The following is a 15,825-nucleotide window of genomic DNA, read 5'->3' as shown; positions in this document are numbered from 1 at the left end:
CGCGTGACCGTCGAGATTCAGTTTCAGCCTGGTGAACGCATCACCCACCATGAGTATGGCCAAGGCGTCGTCCTAGATCCGGCGCACGATGGCTACCTGCGCGCGTTCTTCGGCATTGGCGAACGCCGCGTGCCGGTTGCTTCGCTGCGGCGCGAGCTTGGGCGTACCGAGCGCATTCTGCGCGCCGTGCAGGGTGATGCAGAGCGTGCGCGCAAGGCTTGGTTATCTTACGAGGCGCATGCGTTGCCGGTGATGGAAAGCGCCTTGGCGCTGACTTCGGCCAAGATCGACCTGCTGCCGCACCAAGTGGTGCTGACCCACCGCATCGCTACGGCCTCGCCGCGGCGTTACCTGATCGCCGACGAAGTGGGCCTGGGCAAGACAATCGAAACGGCGCTGATTCTGCGCGAGCTGGCCAGCCGCGGCGAATTGAACCGCGCCCTGATGGTAGTGCCGGCCGGTCTGGTCAACAACTGGCATCGCGAATTGAACGAAGTGTTCAACCTCGACTTCGAGGTGTTTGGCTCCGAAGGCGACATCACCGATCGCAAGACCAATGCCTTCGCCAAGCACGACCGACTGATAGCTAGCATCGACACCTTGAAGCGACCGGCGCGCATCAAGCGACTGCTGGATGCGCCCCGCTGGGATTTGGTGGTGTTCGATGAGGCGCACCATCTCACGGCGTATCGCACTGGCGGCAAGGTGCGCAAGACCGAGAACTATAAGCTGGCCGAGGCGCTGAAGGATCACTCGCGCGACCTACTGCTGTTGTCGGCTACGCCGCACCAAGGCAGCCATTTCCAGTTCTGGATGCTGGTGCAGTTGCTTGACCCGACTTTGTTTCGCAATCCCGAAGAGATGGTGAACAACCGCCATCGCCTCAACACGGTTATGTTCCGCCGCACCAAGGCGGACGCCTGCCAGCCGGATGGCTTGCCGTTGTTCGCGCGGCGCTGGGTGCATACCGAGTCCTTGGTGATGGCACAGCCGGAGCGACTGTTCTACGAAAAGCTGCGTGAGTATCTAGAAGAGGGTTTCGATCTCGCACGCCGCCAAGGCAGCCAAGGCCGCGCCCTGGGCTTCCTGATGGCTATCTTCCAGAAGATCGCCGCCTCGAGCTTTGCCGCCGTGCTTCGCACGCTCAAGCGTCGCTTGCTGATGCTGACCCTGCACGAGGCCTTGTTGCGCGACCGCGAGTTGGACATCGAAGGACGTGAACGATTGACCGAGGAAGCGCGCGAACTGATCCACGAGGAGTTCGGCCTGCCGCGTGACGGTGTTGGCCGCAGCGAGGTGGATCGCGTGCTGGCCGACTTGAAGTACCGCTTGGTCAGGAAGCTGGATGAAGAAATGCTGGAGATGGCCTCCGATCCTTACGGCAGCGAGTACTCAGCCACACATGCGGAAGAGGCGGCCTCGGCGGTGGTGAATCTGCACCTGCCCGAAGAGCGCCTGCGCATCGGTGACCTGCTGCGCATTTTCCCAGCGCAGCGCGAAACCAAGATGCAGAAGCTGCTGGATGGCTTGGGAACGCTGTGGCGGCAGAATCCAGGCGAGAAGATCGTGATCTTCGCCACCTACTTGGGTACGGTGGACATGATTGCTCGCGAGATCGAACAAACCTTCCCTGGTCAGGGTGTGGTGGTGCTGCGCGGCGGCGACCACGGCGCAAAGGTGGCGGCAGAGCGGCGCTTTCGCCAGAAGGATGGCCCGCGCGTACTGGTCTGCACGGCGGCCGGACGCGAAGGCATCAACCTCCAATTCGCTCGTATCCTATTCAATTTCGATCTGCCGTGGAATCCGATGGAAATGGAGCAGCGCATCGGGCGCATCCATCGCTACGGTCAGCGCGACACAGCGCAGGTTTACAACTTGGTGCTATCGGACACCATCGAAGGCCGCATATTCTTGCTACTGGAAGAGAAGCTCACCGAGATCGCTCGCGCAGTCGGCAAGGTCGATGACCGTGGCAACGTGGCCGAAGACCTGCGCGCGCAGATTCTCGGCCAGCTGTCCGAACGCCTGAACTATGATCGCCTGTATCAGGAGGCGTTGTCCGACCCAGAACTGAAGCGCACTCAGGAGGAACTGGAAGCAGCCTTGTCCAATTCTCGCGAAGCGCGGCAGGTGGTATTTGATCTGTTCCAAGACCTTGATGGCTTCAGCCTCGACGACTACAAGCCGTTCTCGGATGTGTCATCTAGTCTGGATCGGCTGGTGCGCTTCCTATCGGTGGCGGTTGCGGATCGCCAGCAGAAGTTGGTCAAGGCGGACGATACGACCTACGACCTCGTCGACACCGATGGCACCACTCGCGCACGTTTCACCTTGAACCGAGAGGCCGCCACGAACCAAGATGCATTGCAACTGCTGGGTTTGGATCATCCCTTGGTGCAGGACGAGTTGGGACGCTGCCGCAGCGTGCCCCCGGAGGAGATCGGCATCGCCGTATCCGGCGACGTGAACGAGCCAGTGCTGCTTTCGCTGTGGATGGTCGAGGCCTCGATCGGCAAAGGTGAGCGCCGGGTATTCGTGCAGCCTATAGCGGTCAAGAAGGACGGTACCCGCGTGCCAGCAGTCGAGCGGCTCTGCGAGAAGTACCTCCAGGCTCCGTTGGCCGGCCCGGCCTTTTCGCCACAACAGCGGATCGACCTGTTTGTGCGCCTCATCGAGCCGACCTTGCAGCGGGAGCTGCAGTATAAGGAGGCTGCCAATGGTGATGGTAGCTATTCGGCCGAAGTGATCGGATACGTCGAGATCAGCGGCTGAAGGACTTAGCTATCGTTGTAGAGAGGAGATGGGAAGTGGGGAGGGCCTACAGCAGGTAGGCGGAAGCCGATGGCCTTGGCACTAGGACGAGGAAAAATCAGTCGGATAGCCAAGACTGGTTCACAGTCAGGCTTTGGGTTTTAGCTTATATGAGCATCCATGTTAGTTCCAACAATGGAAAGAGTGAGTTTCTGATGGATATTGTGTGAAGCTCTCGAACGGAACGCGAGAAGATGATGGCCTTTTATTTCGACGTATTTGAGTGTTGGTGGTGTTGCAGACGGAAAAACTAAAAAATGAACGAGTGCGTTGGCTAAGGATAGGATCCCTGCTCATCCATGTTCGTGAAATCGAGTCACTGACCTACCGTGTCGAGGCGGAAGAGCGGCTATTGGAAGAAGGGGAAATCGCATTTTCCCTGTGTCGGGCCTTTGAGTGGGTGGTCAGTGGAGTAATGGGGGAGCCACTAAAGATTGCTGACTTCAGTGCGAGGGTTTTCAAGCAGTTCGGTGAAGACGGGTTAGGCATCACGGTGAAGCTCACTAACGGTTTCGTCACAGTAGACGAGAGAGAGTTCCGTCGACGAGGGATTGGTACTGAAATGATGTCCGAATGCATCCGGTGGGCGAATAATATCGTCCAAGATTCCCCCGCGCGCGTGCAGCGTATCTGCTACATGCCCAACGGCAGATCCCCAGAAGATGCCAGTAGATTTTATGGTCAGTTTGGCCTTCCTTTTGTTGAACGGAACGAGCATGGCTGGCCGTGTACCGCTCAGATTATTCGGCTCGACCAGGTTCTTGTGCCTCCACGAAAGCCAGATCTGGAATGGTTGTCGGGGACGCCGGCGCTCGCTGCCTATCTTTCCAACAAAATGAACAGTTGGGAGCAAGATAGAAGAACCCGAGCGCACAAGGAAGAGGAGGGGAAGATTGTGCTTAACAGAATTAAGATAAAGCGATTGCGATTCGCATTTTGGGTGGCAATGATAGTCGCGTTAATCGCCATAGCCGTTTGCCATGTTCCGGCTGGGAACATCATTGGCTAAGTGAGAATGGCTGGCAGGCATAATTGAGTTTTCAGGATGAGATAAGCGCGGATTCTTTGAGAATGAGCTTGATTCGCAGACATGAAGTAAAATTTTGTGTCGTTGCTGTAGGCAATGAGATTCTGGATAGTCACTCCACTAACATTGAGCGCTAGGGCATTGAACGCGTTCGATAGCGAAGGCAGACTCATCACCGGAGTCTAGAAACTCCTTCATTGAGCGGAGCCACCGCAGCATCTCTCGGTGGCTCTTCTGTACTAGCGACATCGGTACTCCGACGCGGTAGAAGTTCAGCGTCGGGAGGGCGGCTAATAAAACACCTCTTCATGAGGGAATACGCCCGCCGACTCAATGCGGTTTTCTAGCCTCCCGACATCCCCGTTTTCCTTCCGGAAGACGGGGTTCTTTCCCCACGGACTGGAGTACCGCCGATGAGTTCTGATGCCCCCGCGACCCCGTTGCCACGCACGGGCTATTTCTTTTCCGAAGCCGCTATCCACGAGCTGAAGCAGTTGCGTAACCAGCTCAATCTGATGAGTTTCCTCAGTGCCGCGTGTGGTGGTGACGAGCACAACGAGCCGACCATGGCGATTCACCGCTGGTATGCGAGCTTCGAGAACATGGAGCGCCAAGTGGACCGGATCATGAGCCAGTCGGAGTGGATATCGGTCCGGCCGCCCGAACCCGGCGACGGTCCCAGGCGGAAGGTACTGAAGCGAAAGCGCGCGATGCGCTAGCACTGGCGACAGTCATGCCAGGGCGATGTGTTCCGCCCTGGCATGCGCTGGCGGGGCAGGGCCTGCCTTGGAGGACTTGGGTGTGGCCGCAAGAGGGTTTTCTGCCAAGGCGCCCATGCGCGACCGCCTGTCGCGGTGCGTGGGGGATTGGGACAACTGGCTCGTCTGGGTTTTTGTCACCCAACGATGAGGTGTTCCATGCGCAGTCTGCTGGTGTTCCTGTTCGCTTCGGTCCTGGCTACTACCGCGATGGCCGGCAAGGCCCCGCCTTACACGTATGTCCGCGTCGGCAGCGCGAGCGATGTCTCGCCGGCCACCACGTCCGGTACCGTCCTGATGGGCGGCGGCAGCGATGTGGATGCCGCCTTCCAGTGGCTTTGCAACTTGGGCGGCAACGGCGATTTCCTGATCATCCGCGCCACCGGCGCCGACGCCTACAATCCGTACGTGCAGGGCCTGTGCCCGAACGCGAACTCGGTCGCCACGCTGATCATTCCGGACGCGGCGGCGGCGAACCATGCGGACGTCGCGGCCATCATCGCCAAGGCGGAGGTGGTGTGGATTGCCGGCGGCGATCAGTCCAACTACATCAATTTCTGGAAGGGCACGCCGGTGCAGTCCACGCTCAACGCGCGCATCGCGCAGGGCGTGCCGGTGGGCGGCACGAGTGCCGGTCTCAACGTGCTCACCCAGTTCGTCTACAGCGCGAACGCCAGCCAGGGCGCGACCAGCAGCCAGGCCCTGGCGGATCCGTTCAATCGCTACCTGACCTTCGACCGCGACTTCGCCGCGGTGTCGACGCTGCAGGGCGTCATCGGTGACCCCCACTTCGCCGCGCGCGACCGCATGGGCCGCAACCTTGCCTTCCTGTGCCGTGTGGCGGCCAACGGCTGGAGCTCCGCGCCGCGTGGCATCGCCGTCGATGAAGCGACCGCCTTGCTGGTCGCCAACGGCGGCTATGCCAGCGTGGTCGGCACGGGCAAGGTGTACTTCCTGCAAGCGCCGGGATTGCCGCAGGTGTGCTCGGCCAAGCAACCGCTGACCTATCGCAACATCGGCGTCGCACGCATCGCCGCCGGCGATGGCTTCGATCTGGTCAACTGGGCGCCGGTGGGCGGAGCCACCTACACGGTCACGGCCGAAGCCGGTGTGCTGAGTTCCACCCAGGCGGGTGGTTCGGCTTACTGAAAGCTCGCCCGGACATCGCCCGAAAGGGCGATGTCCGGGCGAGGGACAAACCGCAGTCGATGGCCATGCCAGGGCGATGTGTTTCGCCCTGGCATGCGCTGCGCGGCTCTGCCGGGTGGAAGAACTACCCGACACCAAGGGAGATGGGCCGCAGTGCGGCCCATCCGTTCATCCTTGCAGCATCAGCGCCTGGTCAAGGGCAGATCTGGCTGACTTGCGCATTGCAAGACAGAGAGCCGCCTACCGGGTAGCTGCCTGCGCACCCCAGAACCACGGTGCCGGCACCCGTGGCGGAAACCGTCTGGCCCTCCAACATGAGTCCACTGAACCCAGGCGCCGTAACAAAGCACCTGGAGCTGGTACCACCGCCGGACGCAAACGTGCATTCAACGATCGCCGGTCCCTTTATGGCTGCGAGACCCTGCGTGGTACCTGCCCAATTCGCGGAGGCCGAGAGAGTCTGTTCAGGCGAACAGGTGGTGTCATCAACCTTTGCGGAACAAGACAATGACCCACCCACCGGGTAGGTCCCGGTACACGAAAGAGTGACCGTGCCTGGCCCGCTGGTCCCGATCGATTGTCCAGCCGTCAATAGACCGCTCCAGCCGGGGGCTTGAATGAAGCACCGGGAGCTGGTGCCTCCCCCTGATGCGGACGTACACGTGACCTTGGAGGCCGACGACATCGAAGCACTACCCGTGGTCGAACCGTTGCTGTTTGCCGTCGCATAGATTGTTTTCGTTGTGGCGCCAGCGGTCGCGGCGAAAAAAAGTCCAGTCATCAGAACCGCAAACACGCAGGATGACATCTTGCTCTTCATGGATTCACTCCTTGATTAGACGATTGATTCTTCCACCACCTTGCCGCATCCATTTGCGACAGGTTTCCAATTGTTTCCCGCCATAAGCAGGTTGGTTGTGACGTGGATCAGCAATCTGCACCTGGCCGCAGTTCTGGAGGACACGATGCGCGCACACGCCGCCGCCGCGTTCCTCGACCCGGCGGCCAACGCGTAGGAACCCGGGGGCGGTCAGCTCGGTCACCAAGCAGCCACCGATGTACGGGAAGACTTGGCGGCCACGCCAGGGCGATGTGTTCCGCCCTGGCATGCGCCGCGCGGTTAAACCGCAAAAACAGCAATGGCGCTATAAATGTGAGAATAAATACTTTGAAATCAAATACTTGCAACTGAATCTTTCTCTTCCTATGGTCGTTGCCGGTCCGCGTCGCGCGTTCGCGCACGCGGACCGTTTTTCTGCAAACGACAGAGGGGAGTCATGCAAGTCCGTAACCAATCCAGGTTCAAACACCACCCACTCCGGGGAGCGGTACTGCTGGCCTTGGCCGCGTGCGTTCCGGTTGCCGCCATCGCCCAGGAGTCCGAAGCACCATCGGCCAGCGAAACCACCGACCTCGACAAGGTGACGGTCACCGGTTCGCGCATCCAGCGCGTGGGCTTCGTCACCTCGTCGCCGGTGATGGCGATCAGCGCGGAGGAAATCCGGGCGTTGGGCGCGACCAACATCGGCGATCTAATGGCGCGGATGCCGCAGTTGACGCCCACCTACACGCTGGGCAACTCCACGCGTTTCATTGGCACGGCGGGTCTGGGCCTGCTGGATCTTCGTGGCATGGGAACCTCGCGCACGCTGGTGCTGGTCAACGGTCGGCGTCATGTCGGATCCAGCCCGGGCTCGACCGCGGTGGACACCAACACGATTCCGGTGGAATGGATTGAGCGGGTCGAGGTCATCACGGGCGGCGCTTCGGCGGTCTACGGTGCCGATGCGGTGGCCGGCGTGGTCAACTTCATCATGAAGAAGTCCTTCGACGATTTCGAGCTTCGCGGCCAGCATGGCGCGGCCGAAGAGGGGAGTTTCAACCGCTCTTTCGTCAGTTTCTCTGCCGGAAGTAACTTCGCGGATGATCGGGGCTCGGCGGCCTTCTCGCTGGAATACAGCAAGCAGGATCGGTTCGGGCGTGGCGATCGCAAGATCGGGCGTGAATACCTCATCACCGTGCCCAACCCCAACTATGACCCGTCGCGACCGCCCACCCAGGACAACCCGCAGAACCTGTATCAGGGACCCGGTGGCCTGCATTCGCTGTCCAACGGCGGCACCTTCACCCTGGGACGTTTCGACTTCCGGGACCCGACCACGTATGGCAATCGCTACCTGTTCAATCCCGACGGAACCTTCCGTCCCAACCGCTACGACGGGGTGGTGACCAGCAATTCATCGTGTGTGGATTGCGACTTCCTTGATCTGGATGCCGTGGCGAATCTCCAGCCGGCGTTCGACCGGACCAGCTTCAATACGGTCATCAACTTCGATCTGAATGACGCGCACCGGCTGTTCTTCGAAGGCAAGTACAGCAAGACCGAGGCCCACTACTTCGGGCAGCCCAGCTTCGACCAGCCCATCCGCATCCGGCGCCAGAACCCGCTGGTATCCGCCGAACTTGGTGCGTTGATGGATCAGCACGGCGTCAGCCTGCTGTCGTTGAACCGTTTCAACCTCGACGCGGGACGCCGGGGCGAGGAGGTCGATCGCCAGACCGTGCGAGCCGTTTTTGGCGTGGAAGGCTTTCTGGGCAAGGACTGGACGTACGAGGCGTCCGTCAACTTCGGCCAGACGACGATTGATCGAGTCAATATGAGCAACCGTATCAACGAGCGCTGGCAGGCGGGACTGGACGTGGCCCGCGACGGCAACGGCAACCTGGTCTGTCGGACCACGCTCGATCCGTCAGCGATCAATCCGCACACCGGCGCGGTCTATTCGCCGCTCGCCCGCACCGGTTGCGTACCTTTCAGCGTCTTCGGCCATGGCGCGGTCAGCCAGGAAGCCGCCAACTGGTTCAACACCAACTCCTTGAACAGTTCCAAGCTGGAGCAGCGGGTGTTCACCGCCTCGGTGGCCAACAGCAACCTGTTCACGCTGCCGGCGGGCGATGTCGGGTTCGCCGGTGGCGTCGAGTACCGCAAGGAGACCAGTCGCGAGAATACCGATCCGTTGTCGGCGCTCGGCCTGACCTTCCTCAACGCCATTCCCAGTCAGGGGGGCGAGTACGCGGTCAAGGAGGTCTTTGCCGAGACCACCGTTCCGCTGCTGGCTGACCTGCCCGGCGTGGAGCGACTGGCCCTGGATCTGGCGGGGCGCTATTCCGACTACAGCAACATGGGATCCACGACCACCTGGAACGTGGGCATCGACTGGACCGTCCTGCCTTCGCTGCGCTTCCGTGCCACCAAGGCCCGCGCCGTCCGCGTGCCTTCCATCGGCGAGCTTTACAGCGGGCAGATGGAGAACTACGCGTTCATCGCCGATCCCTGCAACTACAACCAGGTCAACTCGAACCGGCCCGACACGGCCAAGGACCCGGCACTGCGGCGGGCGAACTGTTCGGCACTGGGTATTCCGGTGGGTTGGGTCGACAGCTTCAGCGCAACCCGGCCGGGCATCAGCGGCGGCAATCCGAAGCTGCAGCCGGAAACCGCGGAGAGCCTATCGTTCGGGTTTGTCTGGCAGCCCGAATTCCTGGAGGGATTCGGCATGTCCGTGGACTACTGGCGCGTCACGCTGGAAGACGCCATCGGGCGTGTCACCGGACAGACTAACGCCACCCGCTGCGTGGATTCGCCCAGCGGCATCGACAACAAGTTCTGCTCGTTCATCACCCGCGCACCGGTGGGTGGGTATACGGATGCCAAGGGCAATGACTTCCCCGCCCACAGCATCACGAGCTGGACGGGCATCAACGAGAACATGGCGAAGTCGCGCCGGGAAGGTATCGATGTGGAGATGGACTACCGCTTCGGCCTGTTCGAGGGCGATGCGGTCGTGCGCTTCACCGGCACCCGGATGCTGCAGCACCGCGAATGGAGCTTCCAGGACTTCCCGGACGAGTTCGAGGAGTACGTCGACTCGATCACCTCGCCCCGCTGGCGTGCCAACCTCCAGGCCAAGTACAACCGCGGCAACTGGCGCGGCTCCTGGGACGTGAACTTCGTGCACCGGAACCTGCGCGTCAGACCGTCCAGCTACGAGAGCAACCCGGGCTCCGCCCGCCCCATCCGCAACGCGTCCCACGCCATCCACAACATGCAGGTCGGCTACCGATTCGCCAAGGCAGACGTCAGCACCTATCTCGGCATCGACAACGTCTTCAACCGCAACCCACCGCTCAACTACTTCGGCTCCGGCACCGGCTCCGCGCTCTACGACAGCATCGGCCGCCTGCTGTATGTGGGCGCGACCTATCGGTTCTGAGTTTCCCCCACCATCCTCTTGGACCCGGCGCAAGCCGGGTTTTTTTTGGAGAAGACTACTCGGAACTAGCGAGATCGAGTAACACGAACTAAGTTGATGAAAGTAAAGGAGGCATCTCGGCTAATCGAGCCGCATCGGGGTGAACATGAAAAACTGGCACCCTTACCTAGGATGACGCCCACACCTTGCTGCAGGACTGGAAGGAGCGGAAGTGTTGGAAATGCGCTGAGGCGTGCCAGTGGGTATTCTGCGCCTCGACCGTGGTTAGAAATCCTAACCGTTTGGCGACGCCATCAATGCCAGGCGGACGGTCCTGATGCGCTACCGAATAATTCAACAGAAGAGAAGGACCTCATGCGTGTTTTTTTCTTGACTATTGTTGCGCTGTTGCTTTCTGTCATTGCAATTGTGCCTGCAGGGGCGGTGGACAACACCTACTGTTACAAGGACGTCTGTTATCCCTCACTGCCTGCGGCAGAGGCCGCCATGCGGGCAAGCGCACCGGCTGGAAATTTGCTGGTACGGGCTTCGGAATCAAGTGGAGCCAATGATGGGCGGAGATGGGTCTACTATCAGCGGCCTGATCAGGTGCCGGAACACTTTTATTCGCCGGTCTACTCCGTGCCGAAACTGCAGGGTGTTGTTCAGCAGCCTGGGTGTTCAACGGACGATCCTATATATGCGGCGCATTGTTCTTCTGAGCAATCCGCGATTTCAGCGAGCTGGCAGATAGGACAGGCCGAGGCGATAGGTTCTTGTCAACTGGTTTCACCCCCAACGGAGGGCGAGGGCCAGTATTTACCTAGTCCCGTCTACTCCGTGGAGAGCAAGAGTGGAGTGGCTTATGGCTTCCTACGCTTCCAGGGAACCTTTGGTAGCGGTGTGTGGAACGATATATACCTATCGCCGCCATGGTCGAATTTCAGGCGCGCAAGCTTTATCTTGAATTGCAATGGAACTTTGTCAAAAAGATACATGACCATAGACATGGGACAACATTTTCGTTGTCCTAGTGGATTTTCTCCCATAGGGAGTTTTGCCTTGGCGCCGGGCGACACTTACGAGACTGGGAAATCCTGCAGAACCACGCTGCCCAGAGAGGAAATTGTTATCCGAACCAGTCAGGTGCAGACCTGTGGAACCGCGAATCCGTGTCATCCCCTGACAGGAGACAAGTCGAGAAAGGAAGTAGATTTCCTGTTCGGGGGGCGAGAGTTCTATCGGAACTACCACTCGTTGGCGCAGTTCGATTCTCTGGCGATGTCAAAGGGGTGGTCGCACGTCTATGACGACAGAATCATAAGTGTCGTGGGTAGCGCTCCTTATCGAATCACGCCAGATGGCTATTTTGATGCCGTCATTTCCATCGGGTGGCCACAGTACACCTTCCAGAACTCAAACACTTCGACGCTCCGAGAGGTGAGTCTGAATGGTGTCAAGTATCAGGTTCGGGAAGTAGGCGGTGACGTGCGCAGCTACGACACCTCAGGTCGGCTGGTGTCCATTCGCAATGCGAGCCGGCCGGAAAGTGATATTTATCTGTCCTACGCTGCGGGCCGATTGTCCCAGCTAACTACTGTCGATGGGAGAGTGGCAAGTTTTGTCTATACGAGCGGGAAGTTGAGCGAAATTTCTCTCCCGGATGGATTGGTCATCGCGTATCGCTATGGGCAGGATGGAAATCTTTCCGAGGTTGAATACGGACAAGGAGGAGGCAAGAAAAAGTACTTCTACGGCGAATCGGGGCAGGGCCCGGCGGTTGATTTCGCATACCTTCTGACGGGAATCGAGTCGGAAGACGGGAGGCGGTACGCGACCTTCTCGTACAACGAGAACGGCTGGGTCACGCGGAGTGTACTGCAGGGAGACGGCGGCGCGGTCGACAAGACCGTTGTGCGTTATGTTTCCGAAGATGTCGTGGAGGTCGAGTCGGATAGGACAGGTGTGGAGACGATCAACATTCGGCGGGGGCTGTTTCCAAAGCCCTCAAGTGTCACGTCGGTTGCGGGACAGAAGGTGCTGACATACGGCAACGCCTACCTCCAGAGAGCGGTGGACAGGATGGGAGGCGTGACCGAGTACCAATACGTGGGAAATCTCCCAAAACTGATTACATCAGGAGTAGGTACGGCTGCGGAGCGGAGCGAGAAGACGGTCTACGACTCCAACTCCAGGCCGATACGGCACGAAACCTATTCGGGGACAACAGTACTCCGGTCCAGGGCCGATGTTGCATACGATGCAGCAGGACGGACTGTCGCAACATGTCGCCACGATGTGGTCGGCGGGGCAATTACCTATCCCTGCGGTTCTTCTGACGCGCCCCCCGCGACTGTCCGCCAACGGAGATACCAGTACTGCACGGAGGATGACGTCCTGAATGCGGTTTGTCCGCGCGCCGGACTGCTCCTGTCGGAGACCGAGTCCGGTCCAGTATCCGAGCATCTTGTCAAGCGTGTTCACTATCATGCCGAAGATGCGATCAATTGCGCGGTGCCCGGGAGCGGGTGCGACTACCGCAAGGGCGACCTCTGGAAAGTCACCAACGCCAAGGGCCAGGTGGTTGAGTATGTGAAGTACGACGGCGCCGGCCGTCCGTTGTCGGTCAAGGACCCCAATGGCGTCATCACCGACTACGAGTACCACCCGCGTGGCTGGCTGACGGCCAGCAAGGTGCGTGGCACGAATGACACGGTCGAGACCGATGACGCCATTACCCGCGTGGCGTATTGGCCGACTGGGCTGGTGAAGCAGGTCACCCAGCCCGATGGGGCGTTCACGCTTTACACCTACGACGCGGCCCATCGCCTGACCGACATCAGCGACAACGCCGGCAACACGATTCACTATGTCCTGGACAATGCCGGCAACCGCATCACCGAGGAGACCAAGGACGCGGGCGGTGCCCTCAAGCGAACGCTGAGCCGCATCTACAACCAGCTGGGCCAACTGGCGACCCAGGCCGACGCGCAGGCCCACCCGACCGACTTTACCTACGACGCCAACGGCAACGCCAACACGGTGACGGACGCACTGGGCCGGGTGACCGATCACGACCACGACCCGCTCAACCGCTTGGCGCGCACCTTGCAGGACGTGGGCGGCATCGCCGCCGAGACCAAGTTCCAGTACGACGCGCTGGATAATTTGACGAAGGTGACCGACCCCAAGGGGCTGGACACCACCTACACCTACAACGGACTGGGCGACCTGATCCAGTTGCAGAGCCAGGACACCGGCACCACCACCTACACCTACGACAGCGCCGGCAACCGCGCCAGCCAGACCGACGCGCGCGGGGTCACCACGACCTACGCCCATGACGCCCTGAACCGGCTGACGGCGGTGAACTACCCGGACACCGCCCTCAACGTCAGCTATACCTACGACACCGTGCCGACCGCATGCGAGGCGGGGGAAACCTTCGGCGTGGGCCGGCTGAGCGGGATGGACGATGCCAGCGGCAGCACCCGCTACTGCTACAACCGCTTCGGTCATCTCGTGCGCAAGGTGCAGACCACGAACGGGGTGAACTTCGTGGTCCGCTATGCCTACACCCTGGCCGGCAACCTGCAGGCGATGGTCTACCCGGACGGCACCACGGTGGACTACGGCCGCAACGCGCAGGGGCAGGTGACCGAGGTCGGCGTCACCCGCAGCGACCAGCCGCGCCAGGTGCTGCTGCACCAGGCCAGCTACCATCCCTTCGGCCCGGTGGCCGGCTGGACCTACGGCAACGGCCGCAGCCTGAGCCGTACCCTGGACCAGGACTACCGCCCGCTCACCATCGAAGACCCCAATACTGGGGGCCTGTCACTGGGCTTTGGCTATGACGCGGTGGGCAACCTGACGAAGCTGGGCACGGCGCAAGGCGTGGCGACCCCGGCCATCCGCTTCGGCTATGACGCCTTGGGCCGGCTGACCCGGACCGAGGACGGCCCGACCCAGGCGGCCATCGACGTCTATGCCTATGACGCTACCGGCAACCGCACGGCCCACACCACGGCGGCGGGCACATCGGCCTACACGTACCCCGCGACCAGTCATCGCCTCACGGACGTGGCCGGTGTTCCCCGGACTTACGACGCGGTCGGCAACACTACCGCCATCGGCGGAACCCGCGGCTTCGCCTACAACGACGCCAACCGGATGAGCCTCGTGCAGCAGTCCGGCGTGACCACCCGGCAGTACGCCTACAACGGCCGCGGCGAACAGGTGCGGCGTTACCTGGGCGCCACCAACATCTACACCGTCTACGACGAAGCCGGCCACTGGCTGGGCGACTATGACGACAGCGGCGCCCCCGTCCAGCAGGCGCTGTGGATGGACGACCTGCCGGTGGGCCTGCTGGCCAACGGCCAGCAGCTCCACTACCTCCAGCCCGACCACCTGGGCAGCCCGCGCGTGGTGATTGAAGCCGCGCGCAACGTACCGGTGTGGACCTGGGACCTGAAGGGCGAAGCCTTCGGCAGCACCGCCCCGCAGCAGGACCCAGATGGGGATGGCATCCCCTTCGTGCTGGACATGCGGTTCCCGGGGCAGCGGTATGACGTGGCTTCAGCGCTCAACTACAACTACTTTCGTGACTACAATCCCGCAGCTGGACGATTCCAAACCTCGGATCCGATTGGCCAGGTTGGAGGCTTGTCCACTTATGGCTATGCTGGGATGAATCCTCTGCGAAGTATCGACCCCAACGGGCTCGATTTCTTTGATCCTGTGTTTGAACTGGTATACCAAACAACCGGTGGCTGGTCACCATCGCAGGGAATGGTGGATGCTGTTGCTGGATTTGGCGACTCCCTTTCGTTTTCACTTTCCGCCAAATATCGCGACTACCACGGAATAGGGTCTGTCAATAAATGCTCTTCCGCATATCGAAATGGAGAGATTGCAGGCACAGCATACAGCCTCGCCGTTCCCGTCAGCCGTCTGGCATATGTGGCTAAAGCCAGACAAATTCCGGGGCTTGGGCTTTCCGCGATGGAATCAGTCGCCGCGAGGAACGCACTCAAGGATTACTTCAGGGGTCCGTTTGCGGGAATATTGAAAAATTGGCATGCCGTCACCTACGAAGGGCTTATCGCCCAGGGCAAGGCCGAAGCTGCGATCATTGCAGGAGCCGGGAGGACTAGCTTGCCGTGGACGACAGGAATCGTGGGCTTTGGCTTGCTTTCCAGTGGGGTTCGAGCAAATAGCGCGATGGAGAACGCCAATGAATGTGGATGCGAGTAACAGAGTTCTTATCAGGCGCCACTCAGCGTTTAACACGTTGCAGCAGCCGCTTTTCCACTACTCGCCTGAAACTGGAAAGATCGATCCAGAACCCAATATTCGTCTAGAGGCCAGTGGATGGCTCATCGATTTTGAGAAGGTCATTGCTGGCGCGAGTAGAGTCATCTTCTTTCGTCACGATGGTGCGCGCTATATTTCGTTGGGTAATCGTGTTTTTGAGATGGGGAAAAAAAAATCATCCGTTGAGCATCGGCGAGGAGTTTTTGTCTCAGAGTTGAAAATCGTAGACGAGCGAGGCGGCGAGCACACGGTAAAGTATGTTACCCCCTGGTGGCGTCTTATATTTGATGATGGTAGTCATCCTGATCTCCAGTTCCCGCTCGAAGCATTTTCCAAACAATACGCAAATATGTGATCTTTAAAATAAGGTGGAGAAAACAGGGGTGCGGCATCTCGTCACAACGAATGCCTTGCAGGAGAAGCGGCGCGCAGCGCTGGAAGAGGAGGCTTGTGCGTCGTCGGCGTTGCCCCCATCCGCCTTCGGCACCTTCCCCCGCCAGCGGGGGAAGGG

At 60.2% G+C, this 15,825-nt stretch carries 8 protein-coding genes; 7 read left to right on the top strand and 1 reads right to left on the bottom strand.

All coding sequences use genetic code 11. The annotated features are described in order from the left end of the window. The first annotated feature begins 3 nt into the window (after nt 1–3). The 4 genes from ACTJI2_RS12990 (at nt 4) to ACTJI2_RS12975 (ending at nt 5,745) form a co-directional block, all read left to right on the top strand. Nucleotides 4–2,772, top strand: coding sequence for a DEAD/DEAH box helicase (locus ACTJI2_RS12990; RefSeq protein ID WP_440842359.1), 2,769 nt, complete (start codon nt 4–6; stop codon nt 2,770–2,772). Nucleotides 2,773–3,034: 262 nt separating this feature from the next. Continuing rightward, the gene (locus ACTJI2_RS12985; RefSeq protein ID WP_440842358.1) at nt 3,035–3,820 is read left to right on the top strand and encodes a hypothetical protein; all 786 of its coding nucleotides are present in this window, start codon (nt 3,035–3,037) and stop codon (nt 3,818–3,820) included. A gap of 431 nt (nt 3,821–4,251) precedes the next feature. After that, nucleotides 4,252–4,557, top strand: a complete 306-nt coding sequence (locus tag ACTJI2_RS12980; RefSeq protein WP_440842357.1) for an XAC0095 family protein — start codon at nt 4,252–4,254, stop codon at nt 4,555–4,557. Nucleotides 4,558–4,755: 198 nt separating this feature from the next. Continuing rightward, nucleotides 4,756–5,745 carry a cyanophycinase gene (locus tag ACTJI2_RS12975; RefSeq protein WP_440842356.1) on the top strand — a complete coding sequence of 330 codons (990 nt, stop codon included), beginning with the start codon at nt 4,756–4,758 and terminating at the stop codon, nt 5,743–5,745. An 824-nt stretch (nt 5,746–6,569) separates the two neighbouring features. Here ACTJI2_RS12975 and ACTJI2_RS12970 read toward each other — a convergent pair. Next, on the bottom strand, nt 6,570–6,854 hold the full coding sequence (locus tag ACTJI2_RS12970) for a phage integrase central domain-containing protein (RefSeq protein WP_440842355.1): 285 nt from the start codon (nt 6,852–6,854) through the stop codon (nt 6,570–6,572). A gap of 168 nt (nt 6,855–7,022) precedes the next feature. Between ACTJI2_RS12970 and ACTJI2_RS12965 the strand changes: the two genes are divergently transcribed. The 3 genes from ACTJI2_RS12965 (at nt 7,023) to ACTJI2_RS12955 (ending at nt 15,669) form a co-directional block, all read left to right on the top strand. Beyond that, nucleotides 7,023–10,019 (top strand): TonB-dependent receptor plug domain-containing protein, encoded by a 2,997-nt coding sequence (locus ACTJI2_RS12965; RefSeq protein ID WP_440842354.1) that lies wholly within the window; start codon nt 7,023–7,025, stop codon nt 10,017–10,019. A gap of 1,236 nt (nt 10,020–11,255) precedes the next feature. Continuing rightward, nucleotides 11,256–15,254 carry an RHS repeat-associated core domain-containing protein gene (locus ACTJI2_RS12960; protein WP_440842353.1) on the top strand — a complete coding sequence of 1,333 codons (3,999 nt, stop codon included), beginning with the start codon at nt 11,256–11,258 and terminating at the stop codon, nt 15,252–15,254. Beyond that, a complete protein-coding gene (locus ACTJI2_RS12955) occupies nt 15,235–15,669 on the top strand; it encodes a hypothetical protein (RefSeq protein ID WP_440842352.1) in 435 nt (144 codons plus the stop codon). Before ACTJI2_RS12960 ends, ACTJI2_RS12955 begins: the two co-directional genes overlap by 20 nt. The last annotated feature ends 156 nt before the right edge of the window (nt 15,670–15,825 follow it).

This window comes from Pseudoxanthomonas sp. 22568 (genome assembly GCF_052044485.1).
Lineage (GTDB): Bacteria > Pseudomonadota > Gammaproteobacteria > Xanthomonadales > Xanthomonadaceae > Pseudoxanthomonas_A > Pseudoxanthomonas_A beigongshangi.
Note: the sequence above shows the minus strand (reverse complement) of the source record. Positions and strands in the feature narration are given on the sequence as shown.